The organism is Dactylosporangium sucinum, from assembly GCF_014647515.1.
Classification (GTDB): Bacteria; Actinomycetota; Actinomycetes; order Mycobacteriales; family Micromonosporaceae; genus Dactylosporangium; species Dactylosporangium sucinum.
This window is the reverse complement of record NZ_BMPI01000024.1, coordinates 114,459-130,714: the sequence shown is the minus strand read 5'-3', so window position 1 is coordinate 130,714 and position 16,256 is coordinate 114,459. Positions and strand designations below refer to the sequence as shown.

The following is a 16,256-nucleotide window of genomic DNA, read 5'->3' as shown; positions in this document are numbered from 1 at the left end:
TCGATCTTGCAGTTGTGGTGCCGCAACACTCCCACGATGTCCGGGTTTGTCAGGCACCACAACTGCAAGATCGACGCGGCATGGGACGGCGCGGCGCTACGGGCGGTGGTGGCGGCCCTTGGGGCGGGGGCGGCCCGAGCGCTCGTCCAGGATCGCGGCCGTGCGCTGCAGGACCTCGTCCCACATCGGGACCGGGGCGCCCCCCGTCACCAGGGCGGCCAGGTCCTCGGCCAGGCGGTCGAGCGACGTCAGCTCCACCGTCGGGTCCGGGTCCGGCTCGATCACCGCGCGCTGGCGGGGGATGCGGCCGGTCACGTCCGGGACCGGCGCCAGCGGGAGGACGTCCCCGGCGCAGACGACGTCGAGGTACCGGATCGTGCGGGTCAGCGCCACGAACAGCAGGCGGTGGCCGCGCGGGTCCTCGGCGACGATCTCCTCCGGCTCGACCACGATCACCGCGTCGAACTCCAGGCCCTTGGCCTCCTGCGGGGACACCAGGTTGAGCGAGCGCTCCAGCTCGCCCTGGTCGGCGCGGGCCCACGGCAGGTTGTTGGCGTGCAGCGCGTGCTCGATGTCGGCGCGGGAGGCGGCCGGGCAGACGATGCCGACGAAGCGGCCCGCGGCCAGGTGGTCGCGGGCCAGCTGGGCCACCCGGCCGGCGCGTTCGCCGCGCTCGACCACGTACCTGCCGGGGGCGGCCGGGCCGTCGCGGACCACGCGGGTCTGCTGGACGTTGGGGGCGGCGATCGGCAGCAGCTCGGCGGCGAGCTCGTACACCTGGCGCGGGACTCGGTAGCCGTACCGCAGCCCCAGCACCACGATCGGGAGCGTCTGCGGGAGGTGGTCGGTCACCTCCTCCCAGTGGTCGCGGGCCCACGCCCCCGTCGACTGGGCGAGGTCGCCGACGATCGTCAGGGAGCCGGTCGACGAGCGGCGGGCCACCGCGCGCAGCTGCATCGGCGACAGATCCTGGGCCTCGTCGACGACGATGTGGCGGTACCGCCGGGAATTGCCGTTGAGGAGCTCCTCCAGCTCGTCGAGGAGGGGGATGTCGGCGGCGCTCCAGACCTCCTCCGACAGCCGGTCGGCGCCCCGGCGGTGCAGCCGGGCGAGCTCGTCCGCGGCGAAGTCGTCGCCGCCGGCGGCCGCGAGCCGGGCGGCCGAGCCGTACAGGCCGCGCAGGAAGGCGGGGGCGCTCTGCAGCGGCCAGAGGCGCTCCAGCAGGTTCTCGACCGGGCCGAGGCGCTCCGGGTCGGGCGGCCCGCCCCGCTCGCGGACCAGGTCGGCGAGGCGCGCGCGGAGGCGCTGGCGGCGCTGCGCGTAGGGGCCGGTGGCCTGCCGTGCCTCGGCGACGGCGGCGGCCACCTCGACGCCGGGCAGGGTGATGAACCGGCCGTCGAAGAGCATCCGCTCGGCCGGCTCCGGCGTGCCGATGCGCGCCTCCAGGGCCCGGGCCAGCAGCCCGGCCATGCGGGACTCGCCCTTGATCCGGCGGAGCTCCGGGTCCTCGGCCCGGCCGCGCTGGACCGGCGGGCCGAGCTGGTCGATGTCGAGCTGCTCGACGTCGGTGTCGCCGAGGCTGGGCAGCACCGAGCGGATGTAGCGGGTGAAGGCGGGGTGCGGGCCGACGACGAGCACGTCCTGCGGGCGGAGGCGGTCGCGGTGGTTGTACAGCAGCCAGGACACGCGGTGCAGCGCGACCGCGGTCTTGCCGGTGCCGGGGCCGCCCTCGATCACCAGGATCTGGTCGAGCTGGGCGCGGATGAGCCGCGACTGGGCGGCCTGGATGGTCGGGACGATGTCGCGCATCGCGCCGGTGCGCTCGCGGTCGAGCTCGGCCAGCAGGGCGGCGTCGGGCAGCTCCTCCAGCTGGGCGACGGCCTGGGCGAGCTGCTGGAAGACCAGGTCGTCGAAGTCGAGGACCTGGTTGCCCTCGCAGCGGAAGGTGCGCTTGCGGGTGAGTCCGCGCGGGTCCTCGGCGCTGGCCTCGTAGTACAGCGTGCCGATCGGCGTCTGCCAGTTGACCACCAGCACCTGGCGCTGGTCGTCGAAGATCGTCTCCCGGCCGACGTAGAACGTCTCGTCGGACTCCTGGTCGATCCGGCCGAACGCCACCTCCTGGTCGGGCTGGCCCATGGCCTCCTTGCGGCCGCGCCGGAACAGCGCCAGCCGCCGGCCGGTGCCCGCGTTGGCCGCCGCGTCCGGTGCCTCACCCAGCTCGGTGCGCATCCGCTCGCGGTGCTTGCGGGCCAGGTCGAAGTGTTGTTGCTCGGCGGCGAGCTCCGCTGCCTTGGACTCCAAGCCGGTCCGCCTCCCGCGATCTTTCACCCACGGTCCGTGTCGCTCACGTTACCTTGGGCTCGAACGCCGGTCGATCCCATCGGACGGGTGGTTCACCTCCCCGGAACGGGTAGCCCTCCGTCGGACGGGTAGCGCGCGACCCGTGGTCATGCGTCTCGCCGTCAGGGTGGGGTTTCCCGCTCTACTGCTGTCGTTGCTGGGGGCGGCGTACGTCTCCCCCGCCCCCGCCTACGGGGCGACCGGCATCAAGGCCGTCGGCGGACGGCTCGTCGAGGCGAGCGGCGACCCGCTGATCCTGCGCGGGGTGAACCACGGGTACGCGTTCGGCAAGGGGCCGGCGTCGGTGTTCGACGACATCAAGTCGACCGGCGCCAACGCGGTGCGGGTGTCGCTGTCGAGCGGCCACAAGTGGGACCCGACCCCGCCGGACGAGGTGGCCTCGGTCATCGCCCGGTGCAAGGCGGCCCGGCTGATCTGCGTGCTCGACGTCCACGACACGATGGGCTACGGCACCGAGCCGGGCGCGGCGACGATCGCCGAGGCGACCGACTACTGGCTCAGCCTGCGCAAGATCCTCCTGCGGCAGGAGTCCTACGTCATCATCAACATCGCCAACGAGCCGTCCGGGCACGCGGTCGACGCGGACTGGGTCGGCGCGACCAAGGAGGCGATCCGGCGGCTGCGCGCGGCCGGGCTGCTGCACGCGATCATGGCCGACGCCCCGAACTGGGGCAACGACTCGTTCCACGTGATGTACGACCACGCCGCCGAGGTCTTCAACAGCGACCCCGAGCACAACGTCGTCTTCGACGTGCACATGTACGGCCCGTTCGACACGGCCGACAAGGTCTCCGCCTACCTCGACAACTTCGTCCGGCAGCGGCTGCCGATCGTGGTCGGCGAGTTCTCCCAGATCCACCAGTACGGCGATCCGGACGAGGACGCGATCATGGCGTACTGCGAGGCGCACGGCCTCGGCTACCTGGGCTGGTCGTGGAGCGGCAACAGCCCGGAGTACCACTACCTCGACGTCGTGTCGGGCTTCGCGCCGAGCCGCGAGACGGTGTGGGGCAAGCGCCTGATCGAGGGGCCGAACGGGCTGCGGGCGACGGGGCGGGAGGCCGGCGTCTACGGCGGGTTCTGGCTCGCCGCCCGCCGGTGAGGTGTGGCGGTACCGCGTGAAAAGCTGTCGGGGTGGGCAACTCCCTGGAGGCGAGCGTCCGCTCGATCGAGCGCGCCGCGGGTGCGCTGGCGACGGCCAGCGTCGCGCGGATGGACGAGACGCTGCCCTGGTTCCGGGAGCTGCCCGCCGACCAGCGCGCCTGGGTCATGCTCGTCGCCCAGGCCGGCGTCCGCTCGCTGGTCGACTGGGTGCGCAGCCGCGAGAAGGGCGACCCCCTGCCGCCGGACATCGGCGACGAGTTCTTCGACGCCGCGCCCCGCGCCCTGGCCCGCTCGATCAACCTCGGCCAGACCGTCCAGCTGATCCGGATCACCATCGAGGTCGTCGAGCAGCAGCTGCCCCACCTGGCCGCGGCCGGCGAGGAGGCCGCGATCCGCGAGGCGGTCCTGCACTACAGCCGCGAGGTCGCGTTCGGCGCGGCCCGCGTCTACGCCCGGGCCGCCGAGACCCGCGGCGCCTGGGACGCCCGCCTGCAGGCGCTGCTCGTCGACGCGCTGCTGCGGGGCGACTCCTCCGACGTGCTGGCCAGCCGGGCGGCCGCGCTGGGCTGGGCCGACGCGCCCCCGGTGGCGGTCGCCGTCGGCCGCTCGCCGGGCGGGGAGGCCGCGGCGGTGCTGCACACCGTGTACCGCGCGGCCCGCCGCATCGGCGTGGAGATCCTCGGCGGCGTGCACGGCGACCGGCTCGTCGTGGTGCTCGGCGGCGCCGCCGACCCGATGGCGGCGACCGAGCGGCTGCTGGTCGGCTTCGGCGAGGGGCCGGTCGTGGTCGGGCCGGCGGTGCCGTCGCTCGACGAGGCCACCGAGTCGGCCCGGGCCGCGCTCGCCGGATTCCGGGCGGCGCCCGCCTGGCCGGCCGCGCCCCGGCCGGTCGCGGCGGCGGACCTGCTGCCCGAGCGGGCCCTCGCCGGGGACGTCGAGGCCCGGCGGATCCTGCGGCAGGAGGTCTACGGCGCCCTGGTCCGGGCCGGTGGCGAGCTGCTGGAGACGCTCGACGCGTTCTTCGCCGGGGGCGGGGTGCTGGAGAGCGCGGCGCGGGGCCTCTTCGTGCATCCGAACACGGTGCGGTATCGCCTGCGGAGGATCGGCGAGGTGACCGGATTCACTCCCTTGGTACCACGTGACGCGTTCGCTCTGCGGATCGCGCTGACGATCGGCAGACTGGACCCGTTCGCGCCGTCGGGTTCGCCTGTGGCGCCTTGAGTCCTGGCTGGCGCACGGTCGGTGAACAAACTGATCTGTTGGCGCAACGCCACGCTATCTTTTGTAGGTTCTCTACAAACGAGGTGGTCCACTTTGGTGCGTCGCGCTACCCGCGTGGCTGTCGGGTATCCGGAACAGTCGTAGACGTGCTCGCCGTACTCGCTCCCGGCCAAGGTTCACAGAAGCCGGGCTTCCTGAGCCCGTGGCTCGCGCTGCCCGGCGCCGAGGCGCGTCTGCGCTGGTGGTCGGCCCTGTCCGGGGTCGACCTGGTGCACCTGGGCACCGCGGCCGACGAGGATGAGATCAAGGACACGGCCAAGACCCAGCCGCTGCTGGTGGCGGCGGCGCTGCTGGCCGCCGAGCACCTGCCGATGCACGACGCCGCCGTCGTCGCCGGCCACAGCGTCGGCGAGCTGGCCGCCTCGACCCTCGCCGGGGTGCTCTCGCCGGAGGCCGCGGTCACCCTGGCCGGCGTCCGCGGCCGGGAGATGGCGGCCGCGTGCGCGCTGGAGCCGACCGGCATGGCCGCGGTCCTGGGCGGCGACCCCGACGAGGTGCTCGCCACGATCGAGGCCGCCGGGCTGCACCCCGCGAACCGCAACGGCGCCGGCCAGGTGGTCGCCGCCGGGGCCGCCGCCGGCCTGGAGAAGTTCGCCGCCGCGCCGCCGGCCCGCGCCCGGGTCATCCCGCTGAAGGTCGCCGGGGCGTTCCACACGCCGTACATGGCGCCCGCCGAGGAGGCCCTGGCCAAGGTCGCCGCGGGGATCACCCCGGCGCCGGCCACCAAGGTCCTGCTGTCCAACCGTGACGGCACCGCCGTCGAGCACGGCCCCACCATGCTGCTGCGCCTGGTCCGCCAGGTGACCGCGCCGGTGCGCTGGGACCTGTGCATGGACACCCTGGCGGCGCTCGGCGTGACCGCGGTGATCGAGCTCGCCCCGGCCGGCACACTGGCCGGCCTGGTCAAGCGGACGATCAAGGGCATCGAGATCGTCCAGGTCAACACCCCCGACGACCTGCCGGCCGCCCGGGCCGCGATCGCCCGGCACGGCGGCGCGTCCGCGCCCCGGTCGCACCCGGAGTTCCGGGTGGTGGTGGCCGGCGCGGCCGGCATCTTCACCCCGGCCGAGGGCCTGACCGCGGGCACCGACGTGCGCGCCGGTGAGTCGATCGGTGCGATCCAGACCCGCCAGGGTCCGGTCGACGTCGCGGCGCACGGCGCCGGCGTGCTCACCGAGTGGCTCGCGAAGCTCGACGACCCGGTCGCACCCGGCCAGCCGCTCGCCCGCATTGGAGGCCAACTGTGATTCCACCCGCTGCCGGCTCGAAGATCCTCGCCTTCGGGCACTACCAGCCGTCGCAGGTGGTCACCAACGACGACCTGTCCAAGGTGATCGACACCAACGACGAGTGGATCCGCGACCGGGTGGGCATCGCCCAGCGCCGGGTCGCCGGCACCGAGACCGTCGCCGACATGGCGATCGCGGCCGGCGGCAAGGCGCTCGCCGCCTCGGGACTCACGGCCGCCGACATCGACACGGTGATCGTGGCCACCTGCAGCTCGATCGACCGCTGCCCCAACGTCGCGACCCGGGTCGCGGCGAAGCTGGGCATCAACGCGCCCGCCGCGTACGACCTGAACACCGCCTGCTCCGGCTTCTGCTACGGCCTGGCCGGCGCCGACCACGCGATCCGGGCCGGCGCGGCGCGCAACGCGCTGGTGATCGGCGCGGAGAAGCTGTCGGACGTGACCGACTGGACCGACCGCACCACCGCCGTGCTCTTCGGTGACGGCGCCGGCGCCGCGGTGGTCACCGCGGTCGCCGAGGGCGAGCAGCCCGGCATCGGCCCGGTCGTCTGGGGCTCCGCGCCCGAGAAGGGCGACGTGCTGAAGATCGAGGGCTGGCGTCCGTACATCAAGCAGGAGGGCCAGGCGGTCTTCCGCTGGGCCACCACCGCCCTCGCGCCCTACGCCCAAGCCGCCCTCGACCGGGCCGGGGTGCAGGGCAAGGACATCGCCGCGTTCGTCGCCCACCAGGCCAACACCCGGATCATCGACGGCATCGTGAAGCGCCTCGACCTGCCCAATGCGATCATCCTCAAGGATCTGGTCGAGTCGGGCAACACGTCGGCGGCGAGCATCCCGCTGGCGCTGTCGAAGGCCCTCGAGCGGCACGAGGTGCCCTCGGGAGCCCCGGTCCTGCTGTTCGGCTTCGGCGGCGGCCTCACCTACGCGGGGCAAGTCATCCGCTGCCCGTAGCGCTTCGTTCATCTTTGTTCCACCAGCGCGTCAACCCAAGGAAGGAAAGCTCTATGTCCACCCGTGAAGAGATCGCCGGAGGTCTCGCCGAGATCCTCGAGGAAGTCGCCGGAGTCAACCCCGACGACGTCGCCGAGGACAAGTCGTTCACCGACGACCTGGACGTCGACTCGCTGTCGATGGTCGAGGTGGTCGTGGCGGCCGAGGAGAAGTTCGGCGTGAAGATCCCGGATGACGAGGTGCCGAACCTGAAGACCGTCGGCGACGCCGTGTCGTACATCGTGAAGTCGCAGGCCTGAGTCTTGGTTGTCCCGGTCTTGGGCAAGGATCGGCCACCCCGCGCTTTGTCCAGGACCGGACCGCAAGAGGAGTTGTTGAGCAGTGAGTGTTGAGGTCGTCGTCACCGGCATCGGGGCAACCACCCCGCTCGGCGGAGACGCCGCGTCCACCTGGGACGCGATGCTGGCCGGCAAGTCCGGAGTCTCGGCGCTGACCCAGGACTGGGCCGCCCAGCTCAGCGTCCGGATCGCCGCGCAGCTCGCCGTCGAGCCGACCGAGAAGATCGACCGCGTCCAGGCCCGCCGCCTGGACCGCTCGGAGATGACCGCGATCATCGCCGCCCGCGAGGCGTGGGCGGACGCGGGCGCCCCCGAGGTCGAGAAGGAGCGGCTCGCGGTCAGCGTCGGCAGCGGCATCGGCGGCGCCCAGACCCTGCTCAACCAGGACGACATCCTGGAGGCCAGCGGCCCCCGCAAGGTGTCGCCGCACACCGTGCCGATGCTCATGCCCAACGGGCCGGCCGCCTGGGTCGGCCTGGAGCTCGGCGCGCAGGCCGGCGTCCACTGCGTCGCCAGCGCCTGCGCCACCGGCGCCGAGGCCATCGCGCACGCGCTCGACCTGATCCGCCTGGGCCGCGCCGATGTGGTCGTCGCCGGCGGCACCGAGGCCGTGATCCACCCGCTGCCGATCGCCGGCTTCGCCTCGATGCGCGCCATGTCGATCCGCAACGACGACCCCGAGGCCGCCTCCCGGCCCTGGGACAAGGGTCGCGACGGCTTCGTCCTCGGCGAGGGCGCCGGCGTCATCGTCCTGGAGCGGGCCGACCACGCCCGCGCCCGCGGCGCCCGCATCTACGCCCGGCTCGCCGGGGCCGGCCTCACCTCGGACGGCTACGACATCGTCCAGCCGCACCCCGAGGGCGCCGGCGCGGTCCGCGCGATCGATTTCGCGCTCCGCGACGCGGGCATCGCCAAGTCCGACGTGGTGCACGTCAACGCCCACGCAACGTCGACACCGGTCGGCGACCTGGCCGAGATCAAGGCCCTGCACCGCGCGCTCGGCGACCACCCCGTGCTCACTTCGACCAAGTCGATGACCGGCCACCTGCTCGGCGCGGCCGGCGCGGTGGAGTCGATCGCCACGATCCTGGCGATCTACCACGGCGTGGTGCCGCCGACCATCAACCTCGACGACCCGGACGACGAGCTCGACCTCGACGTCGCCGTCCACAAGGCCCGCCACCTCGACATCCCGGCGGCCCTGAACAACTCGTTCGGCTTCGGCGGCCACAACGCGGCGCTGGTGTTCGCCCGCGCCTGAGGCCTGTTGCATGACCGGGGTCGGCGCGAGGCGGAGTCCAGACTTCGTCTGGCGTCGCCTCGCGCCCTAGGAGGTAGGTCCACGTGGTCGCCGTCGAAGGCCGCCTGGACGCTCTGCTGGACCGGGGCAGCCTCCAGCTGCTCCACCCGCAGGACGACTCGGGCGTGCTCGGCGGCCGCGGCTCGATCGACGGCGTGCCCGTCATCGCGTACGCGACCGACCCCGCACGCCTGGCCGGCGCCCTCGGCGACGAGGGCTGCCGCCACATCGTCGACGCGATCGACGCGGCGGTCCGCGAGCGCCGGCCGGTCCTGGGCCTGTGGCACTCGGCGGGCACCCGCCTGACCGAGGGCCTGCCGGCCCTGGACGCCGTCGGCCAGGTCTTCGCCGCGACCGTCCGCGCCTCGGGCCGGGTGCCCCAGCTCTCGGTGGTGCTCGGCCCGGCCGCCGCCGGCGCGGCCTACGCCCCGGCGCTGACCGACGTCGTGGTCGTGGGCGGGTCCGGCCGCATCTTCGCCACCGGCCCGGACGTGCCCGGCACCGCCCCGGGCCGTCCCGGGCTGGCCCACCTGACCGCTCCCGACGAGGCGTCCGCGCTGGCGGCCGCCCGCCGGGTGACCGCCCTGCTGGGCCGGCCGGGCCGCATCTGCCTCGACGACGTGACCGGCACCGACGACCTCGCCGGGCTGCTGCCCGCCGGGCCCGGCCGCCCGTACGACGTGCGCCCGCTCGTCGACGCCGTCCTCGACGCCCCCGGCCTGGAGCTGCACGCCGGCTGGGCGGCGAACATCGTGACGAGCCTGGGCCGGCTGGGCGGCCGCACGATCGGCGTGGTGGCCAACAACCCGCTCCACCTGGGCGGCGCCCTGGACGCGCCCGCCGCGGAGAAGGCGGCCCGCTTCGTGCGCACCTGCGACGCGCTGGGCGTGCCGCTGGTGGTGCTGGCCGACGTCCCCGGCCACCTGCCGGGCCTCGGCCCGGACTGGGACGGCGTGGTGCCCCGCTGCGCCAAGCTCGTGCACGCCTTCGCCGAGGCGGTGGTACCCCGGGTGACGCTCGTGACCCGCCGCGCCTACGGCGGCGCGTACCTGGCGATGAACTCCCGCTCCCTCGGCGCCACGGCGGTGTTCGCCTGGCCGGGCGCCGAGGTGGCGGTGATGGGCGCGAGCGCGGCGGTGCACGTCCTGCACCGCCGCCGGCTGGCCGAGGCTCCCGCCCACGAGCGCGACCAACTGCACGCCCGGCTGGTGAAGGAGCAGACCGAGGCGGCGGGCGGCGTGCACCGCGCGCTGGAGATCGGCGTGGTCGACGAGCTGGTGGAGCCGCCGCAGACCCGCCGCCGCCTGGCGGCCGCGCTGGCGGCCGCGCCGCCGGCCCGCGGCGCCCACAGCAACATCCCCCTCTGAGCCCGCCCCCTGCCGCGCCGATCTTGCAGTTGTGGTGCCCCGACACTCCCGCAATGTCCCGGTTTATCAGCAACCACAACTGCAAGATCGGCGCGGACGGGGGCCGGCGGGGGGCGGGCGGGGGCGGGCGGGGCGGGCGGGGTTAGAGCAGGATGACGGCCAGGGCCACCAGGCCGGCCACGGCGAAGAGCGGGCCCAGGACCATGCTCATGACCTGTACCCCCGTCGCTACCCAGGACATCCCTTCGAGGTGCGCGCGGTACGGCTCGTGCGGGTCGTAGAGCACCACCACCGGGTGGCCGGGCCGGAACCGGGGCGGGTTGGTGCCGACCGTCTCCGTCGCCTGCATCGGGTGCCCCTCGCGGGTGTAGTAGTTGAAAATGGGCATGGCGACCCGGCCGGCGCCGCTCGTGTGCTGCCACTTCAGGTCAACCACGACGCCCGAGACGCGGACCGCCCGCGAGTTGAACACCCGGCGCTGCCGCAGGGACTTGACCGCATTGAATGTCGCGCCTATGCCGACGACCACCGCAAAAATCGAGAAAACAGTCAACATCGCCACATGATGGAGATCATCTGGCGGGCCGCCGGTCCGGCATCCGACCGGAAAACTGTCAGAAACCCGGGCTAACTCGGGCTAACCCGGGCAACCGGCCCGGGTCGGCAGGCCCTGGACGGGGACCGGGGAACTGCCCTTTGCGCGCGCCTTGCCCGTGAGCACGTCCGCCAATGCCTGCATCGACGCCCGCGAGCCCGAGTAGGTGGCGACGAGGTGGCCCTTCGCGGAGCGCAGCACGTAGGGGGTGTCGAGCGCGACCGTCACCGCCGCCGACGGGGACAGGTCGGAGCTGCCCTTGCCGTAGCCGATGAGCCGGACCTCGGAGCCGCCCGTGGCGACCACCTCCGCGCCGGCCGCCTTGAGTGCCTCCTCCAGCCAGCCGCGGGCGGTCTCGCTGCCCGCGCTGGTGACCCGGATCGGGCCGGTGACGAGGGCGCCGTCGCACGGGCCGCGGAAGAGGGTCACGCCGGCCGCCGCGGCGGTCCGGGCCGCCGCCTTGCCGGCCGGGCCGTCGACGACGTCGAGCCCGGGCCGCGGCACCGCCGCCAGCCGGAACTTCAGCGCCAGGATGCGCGTCGCCGCCTCGACCAGCCGCGTCTTCGGCAGCCGACCGGAGCGCAGCGCCTCCGTCAGGCCCTTGTGCGCCGCGGTGAGGCTCGGCGGCATGAGCAGCAGGTCGTTGCCGGCCAGGATCGCGCGCACCGCCGCCTCGCCCGCCGGCCACTGCTCGGCCGGCTCCATGTTCAGCGCGTCGGTCACGACGACCCCGCTGTACCCCAGCTTCGTGCGCAGCAGGTCGATGAGCACCTTGCTGGAGAACGACGCCGGCACCCCGGGATCGACGGACTTGACGTCGAGGTGGCCGGACATGACCAGGCCCACGCCGGCCGCGGCGGCCGCGACGAACGGCGGGAGATCGCCGCGCTCCAGCGCCGTCACGTCCTGGTTGAGGACGGGCAGGCTGCTGTGGCTGTCGACGATCGTGTGGCCGTGGCCCGGGAAGTGCTTCACGGTGGCCGCGACCCCGGCCGCCTGCAGCCCGCGCACCGCGGCCGCGACCTGGGCGGCGACCAGCTGGGGGTCGCTGCCGAACGAGCGCGAGCCGATGACGCCGCCGGGCTGCGTGCCGAGGACGTCGGCGTCGGGGGCGAAGTCGACGTTGACCCCGATCGCGGCCAGCTCGGCGCCGGCCGCCTTCCAGGCCGCCTCCGTCACCGCCGGGTCGCCGCCCGCGCCGAGGGCCATGGCGCTGGGCAGCTGGACCAGGCCCTCCTTGATCCGGGTGACCTGCCCGTACTCCTGGTCGGTCCCGATCAGCAGCGGCACCGCGCCCGGCAGGCTCAGCGCCGCCGCCTGCAGGCCGCCGGTGAGCTTGGCGACCTGGGCCGGCGACTCGACGTTTGTTGTGCGGTTGGTGCCGGCCGTCGGGTCGTCGGCGCTGCTCGACACCAGGATGATGCCGCCCAGCTTGTACTTCTTCACGATCTCGGCCGGCGTCGCCGCCCCCGCGTACTGCTTGTTGCCCGCCGCCGAGCCGGACGACACCTTGTCGGCGTCGTTGCCGTAGGCGTAGGGCATCAGGACCTGGCCGACGAGCTCCTCGTCGGTGAGTTTCGCGGCGAGCTCGGCGGCCTGCCGCTCGGGGTCGCCGCCGGGCTGGACGGCGGAGCGGGTCGGGCCGCCGGACGGCCCGGGCGACTCGGCCGCCCCGTCGGAGCACCCGCCGAGCAGCACGGCGAGCGCCGTGGCGGCGGTCAGGACAAGGCGGCGGCGGGCTGGCACGTGAGCAACTCAATCACGCACGAGCAACTCGACTCAACGTACCGGTGACGTCCCACACGGTCACCGGCGCGCGATCACCCGGGACGCCTCACCCGACCCGGGTGAGCAGGGTCAGCGGCACGCCGTCGCCGGCGTGGCGGTAGGGCTCGAGCTCGGCGTCCCACGGCCCGCCCAGGGCCTTCTCCAGCGCGTGGGCGAGCGTCTCGTAGCCGCGCCCGCTCGCGACGAGGCTGCGGAGTCGGTCTTCGGACAGCACGATGTCGCCGTTGGCGCTCGTCGAGCCGCGGAACAGCCCGCGGCCGGGCACGTGCATGAACCGCTCGCCGTCGACGCCGGGGCTCGGCTCCTCGGTGACCTCGAACCGGATCATGGGCCACTGGCGGAGGGCACCCGCCAGTTCGGCGCCGGTGCCGGTGGCTCCGGTCCACGAGCACTGGGCCCGCCGGGCCGTTGGCTCGACAGGCTGCACCGACCACTCGAGGCGAACGGGTGCGCCGAGGACGCGAGCGATCGCCCACTCGACGTGCGAGGACACGGCGAGCGGAGTCGAGTGAACGTATATGACGCCACGCGTGGGCACGAATGACCTCCCGGAGACGAGGTGCGTCTTCCCCTACGACCTCATGTCCGATTGATCAAGCCCTGGCAGCGACTTGGCTGTTGGGACCAATGATGACGATGTTGCAGGCGGTGCGCCAGAGAACGAGAAACTTCGGCACTACGAATTGTCCAACGAACGGACGGCCGAAGAGGTTATCCGGGTGAGGTGTTACAGTTTTGGGCGTCTCTGCACGTCAAGCCTCGACAAGGAGTTACCCGCCGTGGCGAGCAACACCTCAAAGACCGCGCGGGCCTCAGTCCGCGCAGGTCAGGCCGGTGCATCCGGTGCCCTGAGCGTCCTCGGTGAGTTCAAGTACCTCATCCCGCTCAACAAGGGCAAGCACGTCTACGTGCGCAACCTGACCAATGGCAAGACCAGCCACCTGAGCACCACCTCGGACGCCTTCGTCGAGGAGATCCGGGTGCTGGCCGGCGCCGGCCACGGCTCGAAGATCCGCGCCGAGCTGCAGGCGTTCGCCGCCGCCGAGCCCAGCCACGGCTGGGACGCGACCGAGAAGCGGCTCGTCGAGGCCGGCGTTCTCGAGAGCTGAGCCGCACGCGCTTTCCAGGCCGCCGGGACCCGATCCCGGCGGCCTGGGCGTGTCTACCCCCGTCTACTCCTGCTACTCCGGTCCCGCTACTCCGGTCCGGTCTCCTCCGGAAGTTGCTCCTGAATAACATCCGACCTTGGCGGGGGTACTCCGGGGTACTTCCGGGTAACAATTGACCATGGGTACCGTCGTCACCCCGCCCGTGAGGCTCAAGGACGGCGCCCGCCTGTACAGCGTGCTCCACCCGCCGGCGCCCGAGCCGTCCCCCACGGCCCCGCCCCCCGTCACGGTGGTCCTCCTGCACGGCTGGACGCTCGACAACCGCCTCTGGCAACAGCAGATCGCCGACCTCCCCGACCGGCTCGGCGCACCCGTCCGGCTACTCGCCTTCGACCTGCGCGGCCACGGCCGCTCGTCCGCCACCCACGGCGCGGACGCCACGCTCGGACAGCTCGGCGACGATCTCGCCGAGGTCATCGAGCAGCTCGTCCCCGAGGGCCCGATCGTCCTGGTCGGCCACTCGCTGGGCGGCATGGCCATCATGGAGTACGCCCACGGCCATGCGGCCGACTTCGCCGCCCGGGTGGTCGGGGTCGTGCTCGTCTCGACCTCCGCCGAGGGGTCCTCACGCACCAGCTACGGCCTCAGCCCGCGGCTCGCCCGGGTCATGCGCGTGCTGGAGATCCAGGGCGCCGGGCTGCTGGCCCGCTCCGGGGGCTGGCGGCCGCACCGGCGGCTGATGCCGTTGCTCGCCCCGGGCGTGCGCTGGCTGGTCTTCGGCCACCGGGTCGACACCAGCTGGGTCGCGCTCACGGCCTCGATGGTCGGCAACGCTTCCCTGTGCGCGATCGGCGGCTTCCGTCCGGCGGTCGACCTGCACCACCGCGTCGAGACGCTGGCCGCGATGCGCGGCCTGCCGGCGGCGGTGCTGGTGGGCTCGGCGGACCGGCTGACTCCGGTGGCCTGTGCCGAGACGATCGCGCACGAACTGCCCGACGCCGACCTGAGGGTCTGCGACGACGCCGGGCACATGCTGCCGATCGAGCGCCCGGACGACGTCACCGACGCCATCGTCGCGGTGATCCGCCGGGCGGTGCCGCGCCGCCGCCGCTCAGCCGGGAAGGTCGAGGCGCACGCCCGGAAGCTCGTCAAGAAAGTCCGGGCCACCTAGCGCCTGGGCCGGGGTGTGCGCGCCGGGCGGGACGCGGCCCGCCCGGATCCGCCGCACGGCGCGCAGCGTCGCCTCGGCCGTCAGCGCGTACGCGTTCGGGCCGGTGAGCGTGGCCGAGTGGGCCACCCCCGTGCTGTCGCGGACCTCGGCCCACACCTCACAGCCGGTGTCGGTGCGCGTGCGCTCCGACGGGCCGCCCCGGCGCACGAGCCCCTGCAGCAGCCGGCGCAGCGGACCGAACCGCAGCGCCCCGACGAGCGGGGAGCCGGCACCGCGCGGGAGCGAGGTGTACACCGTGATGTCCGGAATGCCGGTCGAGTGGAACGCGGTGACGAGGTCACCCCAGCGCGTGGCGCCGACCCGGCGCGTCCCCGACGGGAACGGGACCTCTCGCGTCGGCGTGCCGTGCGGGGTCGGCACCAGGCGGCCCCCGACGCGGCGCAGGCCGCCGGCCGCGGCCTCGCCGAGCGCGGTGCGGGCGGTGCCGCGGCTGAGCCCGCCCGGGGCGTGGAAGGCCAGCTCCAGGGCGACGGCGTCGGGGACCCGGGCGACCAGGGCCGCGGCCAGGCAGTCGGTCGGCACCACGTCGAAGCCGGCGCCGGTCAGCAGCACCACGCCGGCCGCGCGGGCGGCGGCGTCCTGCTGGAGCATCCAATCCAGGACCGCCAGCTCCCCGGTGATGTCAAGATAGTGGACGCCCGCCGCGACACAGGCCGTGACCAGCGGCGCCGCGGTCTCGGCGAACGGGCCGGCGCAGTTGGCGACCGTGTCGACGCCGTCCAGCGACACGGAGGCGGCGTCGCCTATCCGATACGGCAGGTCCAGGTCGGCGGCCAGAGGCGCCACACTGGACCGGGAACGGCCGGCGAGCACCGGGCGCTCCCCCACTCGGGCCGCGAGCCGGGCGAGCAGTTCTCCGCTGTACCCGTTCGCGCCGTACACCATCCATGTCACGCTCACCACCGTATGAGAGGGTTAGGTCGTGCATCACATCGAGGAGTGGATGAGCACGCTCTCCCCGATCTGGATCTACCTGCTCGTCGGTGGGGTCATCGGCATCGAGAGCATGGGCATCCCGGTCCCGGGGGAGATCACCCTCGTCACCGCCTCGCTGCTGTCGGTGACGACCTCGATCAGCCCGTGGCTGGTCGCGAGCGCGGCCTCCGCCGGGGCGATCATCGGCGACTCCCTGGGGTATTACATCGGGCGCCGCGGCGGGCGGCGGCTCCTGGAGCGCTTCGGCCGGCGGTTCCCCAAGCACTTCGGCCCCGAGCACCTCGCCAAAGCCGAACGGGCCTTCCAGCGCTGGGGCGTGTGGGCGGTCTTCTTCGGCCGGTTCATCGCGCTGCTGCGCATCCTCGCCGGGCCGCTCGCCGGCGCCCTGCACGTGCCCTACGGCAGGTTCCTCGCCGCCAATGCGCTCGGCGGCCTGACCTGGGCCTTCGGCACCGTGTTCGCGATCTACTCGATCGGCCGGGTGGCGGAGAAGTGGCTGAAGGACTTCTCCTGGATCGCGCTCGCCGTGGCCGTCGTCGCCGGCCTGGTCACCACCGTCTACCTGCGCCGCAAGGCCGCCGCCGAGGCCCGCGCCCTGCGTGCCGAGGCGCAGAAGGAGCCCGCGGGCACGCCGTGACCGCCACTT

At 73.7% G+C, this 16,256-nt stretch carries 15 protein-coding genes; 10 read left to right on the top strand and 5 right to left on the bottom strand.

The window, feature by feature from the left end; all coding sequences use genetic code 11:
• Positions 1-96 precede the first annotated feature (96 nt).
• Positions 97-2,301, bottom strand: a complete 2,205-nt coding sequence (locus IEZ31_RS24565; RefSeq protein ID WP_190252305.1) for a HelD family protein — start codon at positions 2,299-2,301, stop codon at positions 97-99.
• Between the two features lie 148 nt (positions 2,302-2,449).
• Between IEZ31_RS24565 and IEZ31_RS24560 the strand changes: the two genes are divergently transcribed.
• From IEZ31_RS24560 to IEZ31_RS24530, 7 genes are all read left to right on the top strand, one after another.
• Positions 2,450-3,463, top strand: a complete 1,014-nt coding sequence (locus IEZ31_RS24560) for a glycoside hydrolase family 5 protein (RefSeq protein WP_229835807.1) — start codon at positions 2,450-2,452, stop codon at positions 3,461-3,463.
• A gap of 32 nt (positions 3,464-3,495) precedes the next feature.
• A complete protein-coding gene (locus IEZ31_RS24555) occupies positions 3,496-4,686 on the top strand; it encodes a PucR family transcriptional regulator (protein WP_229835804.1) in 1,191 nt (396 codons plus the stop codon).
• A gap of 146 nt (positions 4,687-4,832) precedes the next feature.
• Entirely contained in the window at positions 4,833-5,993 is a 1,161-nt protein-coding gene (locus IEZ31_RS24550; RefSeq protein ID WP_190252303.1) for an ACP S-malonyltransferase, read from the top strand.
• Positions 5,993-6,946, top strand: coding sequence for a beta-ketoacyl-ACP synthase III (locus IEZ31_RS24545; RefSeq protein WP_190252328.1), 954 nt, complete (start codon positions 5,993-5,995; stop codon positions 6,944-6,946). Before IEZ31_RS24550 ends, IEZ31_RS24545 begins: the two co-directional genes overlap by 1 nt.
• Positions 6,947-6,999: 53 nt before the next feature.
• Positions 7,000-7,245, top strand: coding sequence for an acyl carrier protein (locus IEZ31_RS24540; RefSeq protein ID WP_033362432.1), 246 nt, complete (start codon positions 7,000-7,002; stop codon positions 7,243-7,245).
• An 82-nt stretch (positions 7,246-7,327) separates the two neighbouring features.
• Positions 7,328-8,545: a beta-ketoacyl-ACP synthase II gene (gene fabF, locus IEZ31_RS24535; protein ID WP_190252302.1), complete on the top strand. Its 1,218-nt coding sequence runs from the start codon at positions 7,328-7,330 to the stop codon at positions 8,543-8,545.
• Positions 8,546-8,628: 83 nt separating this feature from the next.
• Positions 8,629-9,951: a carboxyl transferase domain-containing protein gene (locus IEZ31_RS24530; RefSeq protein ID WP_190252301.1), complete on the top strand. Its 1,323-nt coding sequence runs from the start codon at positions 8,629-8,631 to the stop codon at positions 9,949-9,951.
• Positions 9,952-10,093: 142 nt separating this feature from the next.
• Here the strand turns inward: IEZ31_RS24530 and IEZ31_RS24525 are convergent, their stop codons facing one another.
• From IEZ31_RS24525 to IEZ31_RS24515, 3 genes are all read right to left on the bottom strand, one after another.
• A complete protein-coding gene (locus IEZ31_RS24525) occupies positions 10,094-10,507 on the bottom strand; it encodes a DUF3592 domain-containing protein (protein WP_190252300.1) in 414 nt (137 codons plus the stop codon).
• Positions 10,508-10,588: 81 nt separating this feature from the next.
• Entirely contained in the window at positions 10,589-12,292 is a 1,704-nt protein-coding gene (locus IEZ31_RS24520; protein WP_190252299.1) for a glycoside hydrolase family 3 protein, read from the bottom strand.
• Between the two features lie 88 nt (positions 12,293-12,380).
• Positions 12,381-12,872 (bottom strand): DUF3145 domain-containing protein, encoded by a 492-nt coding sequence (locus tag IEZ31_RS24515; RefSeq protein WP_190252298.1) that lies wholly within the window; start codon positions 12,870-12,872, stop codon positions 12,381-12,383.
• 241 nt (positions 12,873-13,113) lie between these two features.
• Between IEZ31_RS24515 and IEZ31_RS24510 the strand changes: the two genes are divergently transcribed.
• Both IEZ31_RS24510 and IEZ31_RS24505 read left to right on the top strand, forming a co-directional pair.
• Positions 13,114-13,443 carry a hypothetical protein gene (locus IEZ31_RS24510; protein WP_190252297.1) on the top strand — a complete coding sequence of 110 codons (330 nt, stop codon included), beginning with the start codon at positions 13,114-13,116 and terminating at the stop codon, positions 13,441-13,443.
• Positions 13,444-13,621: 178 nt separating this feature from the next.
• Positions 13,622-14,614, top strand: coding sequence for an alpha/beta fold hydrolase (locus tag IEZ31_RS24505; protein WP_190252296.1), 993 nt, complete (start codon positions 13,622-13,624; stop codon positions 14,612-14,614).
• Here IEZ31_RS24505 and IEZ31_RS24500 read toward each other — a convergent pair.
• Positions 14,555-15,559 (bottom strand): saccharopine dehydrogenase family protein, encoded by a 1,005-nt coding sequence (locus tag IEZ31_RS24500; protein ID WP_229835806.1) that lies wholly within the window; start codon positions 15,557-15,559, stop codon positions 14,555-14,557. The genes IEZ31_RS24505 and IEZ31_RS24500 overlap by 60 nt on opposite strands.
• A 37-nt stretch (positions 15,560-15,596) precedes the next feature.
• Between IEZ31_RS24500 and IEZ31_RS24495 the strand changes: the two genes are divergently transcribed.
• Positions 15,597-16,247 carry a DedA family protein gene (locus tag IEZ31_RS24495; protein ID WP_229835803.1) on the top strand — a complete coding sequence of 217 codons (651 nt, stop codon included), beginning with the start codon at positions 15,597-15,599 and terminating at the stop codon, positions 16,245-16,247.
• The last annotated feature ends 9 nt before the right edge of the window (positions 16,248-16,256 follow it).

Bases quoted from the DNA above. Each gene is read 5' to 3' on its own strand.
- IEZ31_RS24560 (WP_229835807.1), top strand. From the start codon at position 2,450: ATGCGTCTCGCCGTCAGGGTGGGGTTTCCCGCTCTACTGCTGTCGTTG.
- IEZ31_RS24540 (WP_033362432.1), top strand. From the start codon at position 7,000: ATGTCCACCCGTGAAGAGATCGCCGGAGGTCTCGCCGAGATCCTCGAG.
- IEZ31_RS24525 (WP_190252300.1), bottom strand. From the start codon at position 10,507: ATGTTGACTGTTTTCTCGATTTTTGCGGTGGTCGTCGGCATAGGCGCG.
- IEZ31_RS24505 (WP_190252296.1), top strand. From the start codon at position 13,622: ATGGGTACCGTCGTCACCCCGCCCGTGAGGCTCAAGGACGGCGCCCGC.
- IEZ31_RS24500 (WP_229835806.1), bottom strand. From the start codon at position 15,559: ATGGTGTACGGCGCGAACGGGTACAGCGGAGAACTGCTCGCCCGGCTC.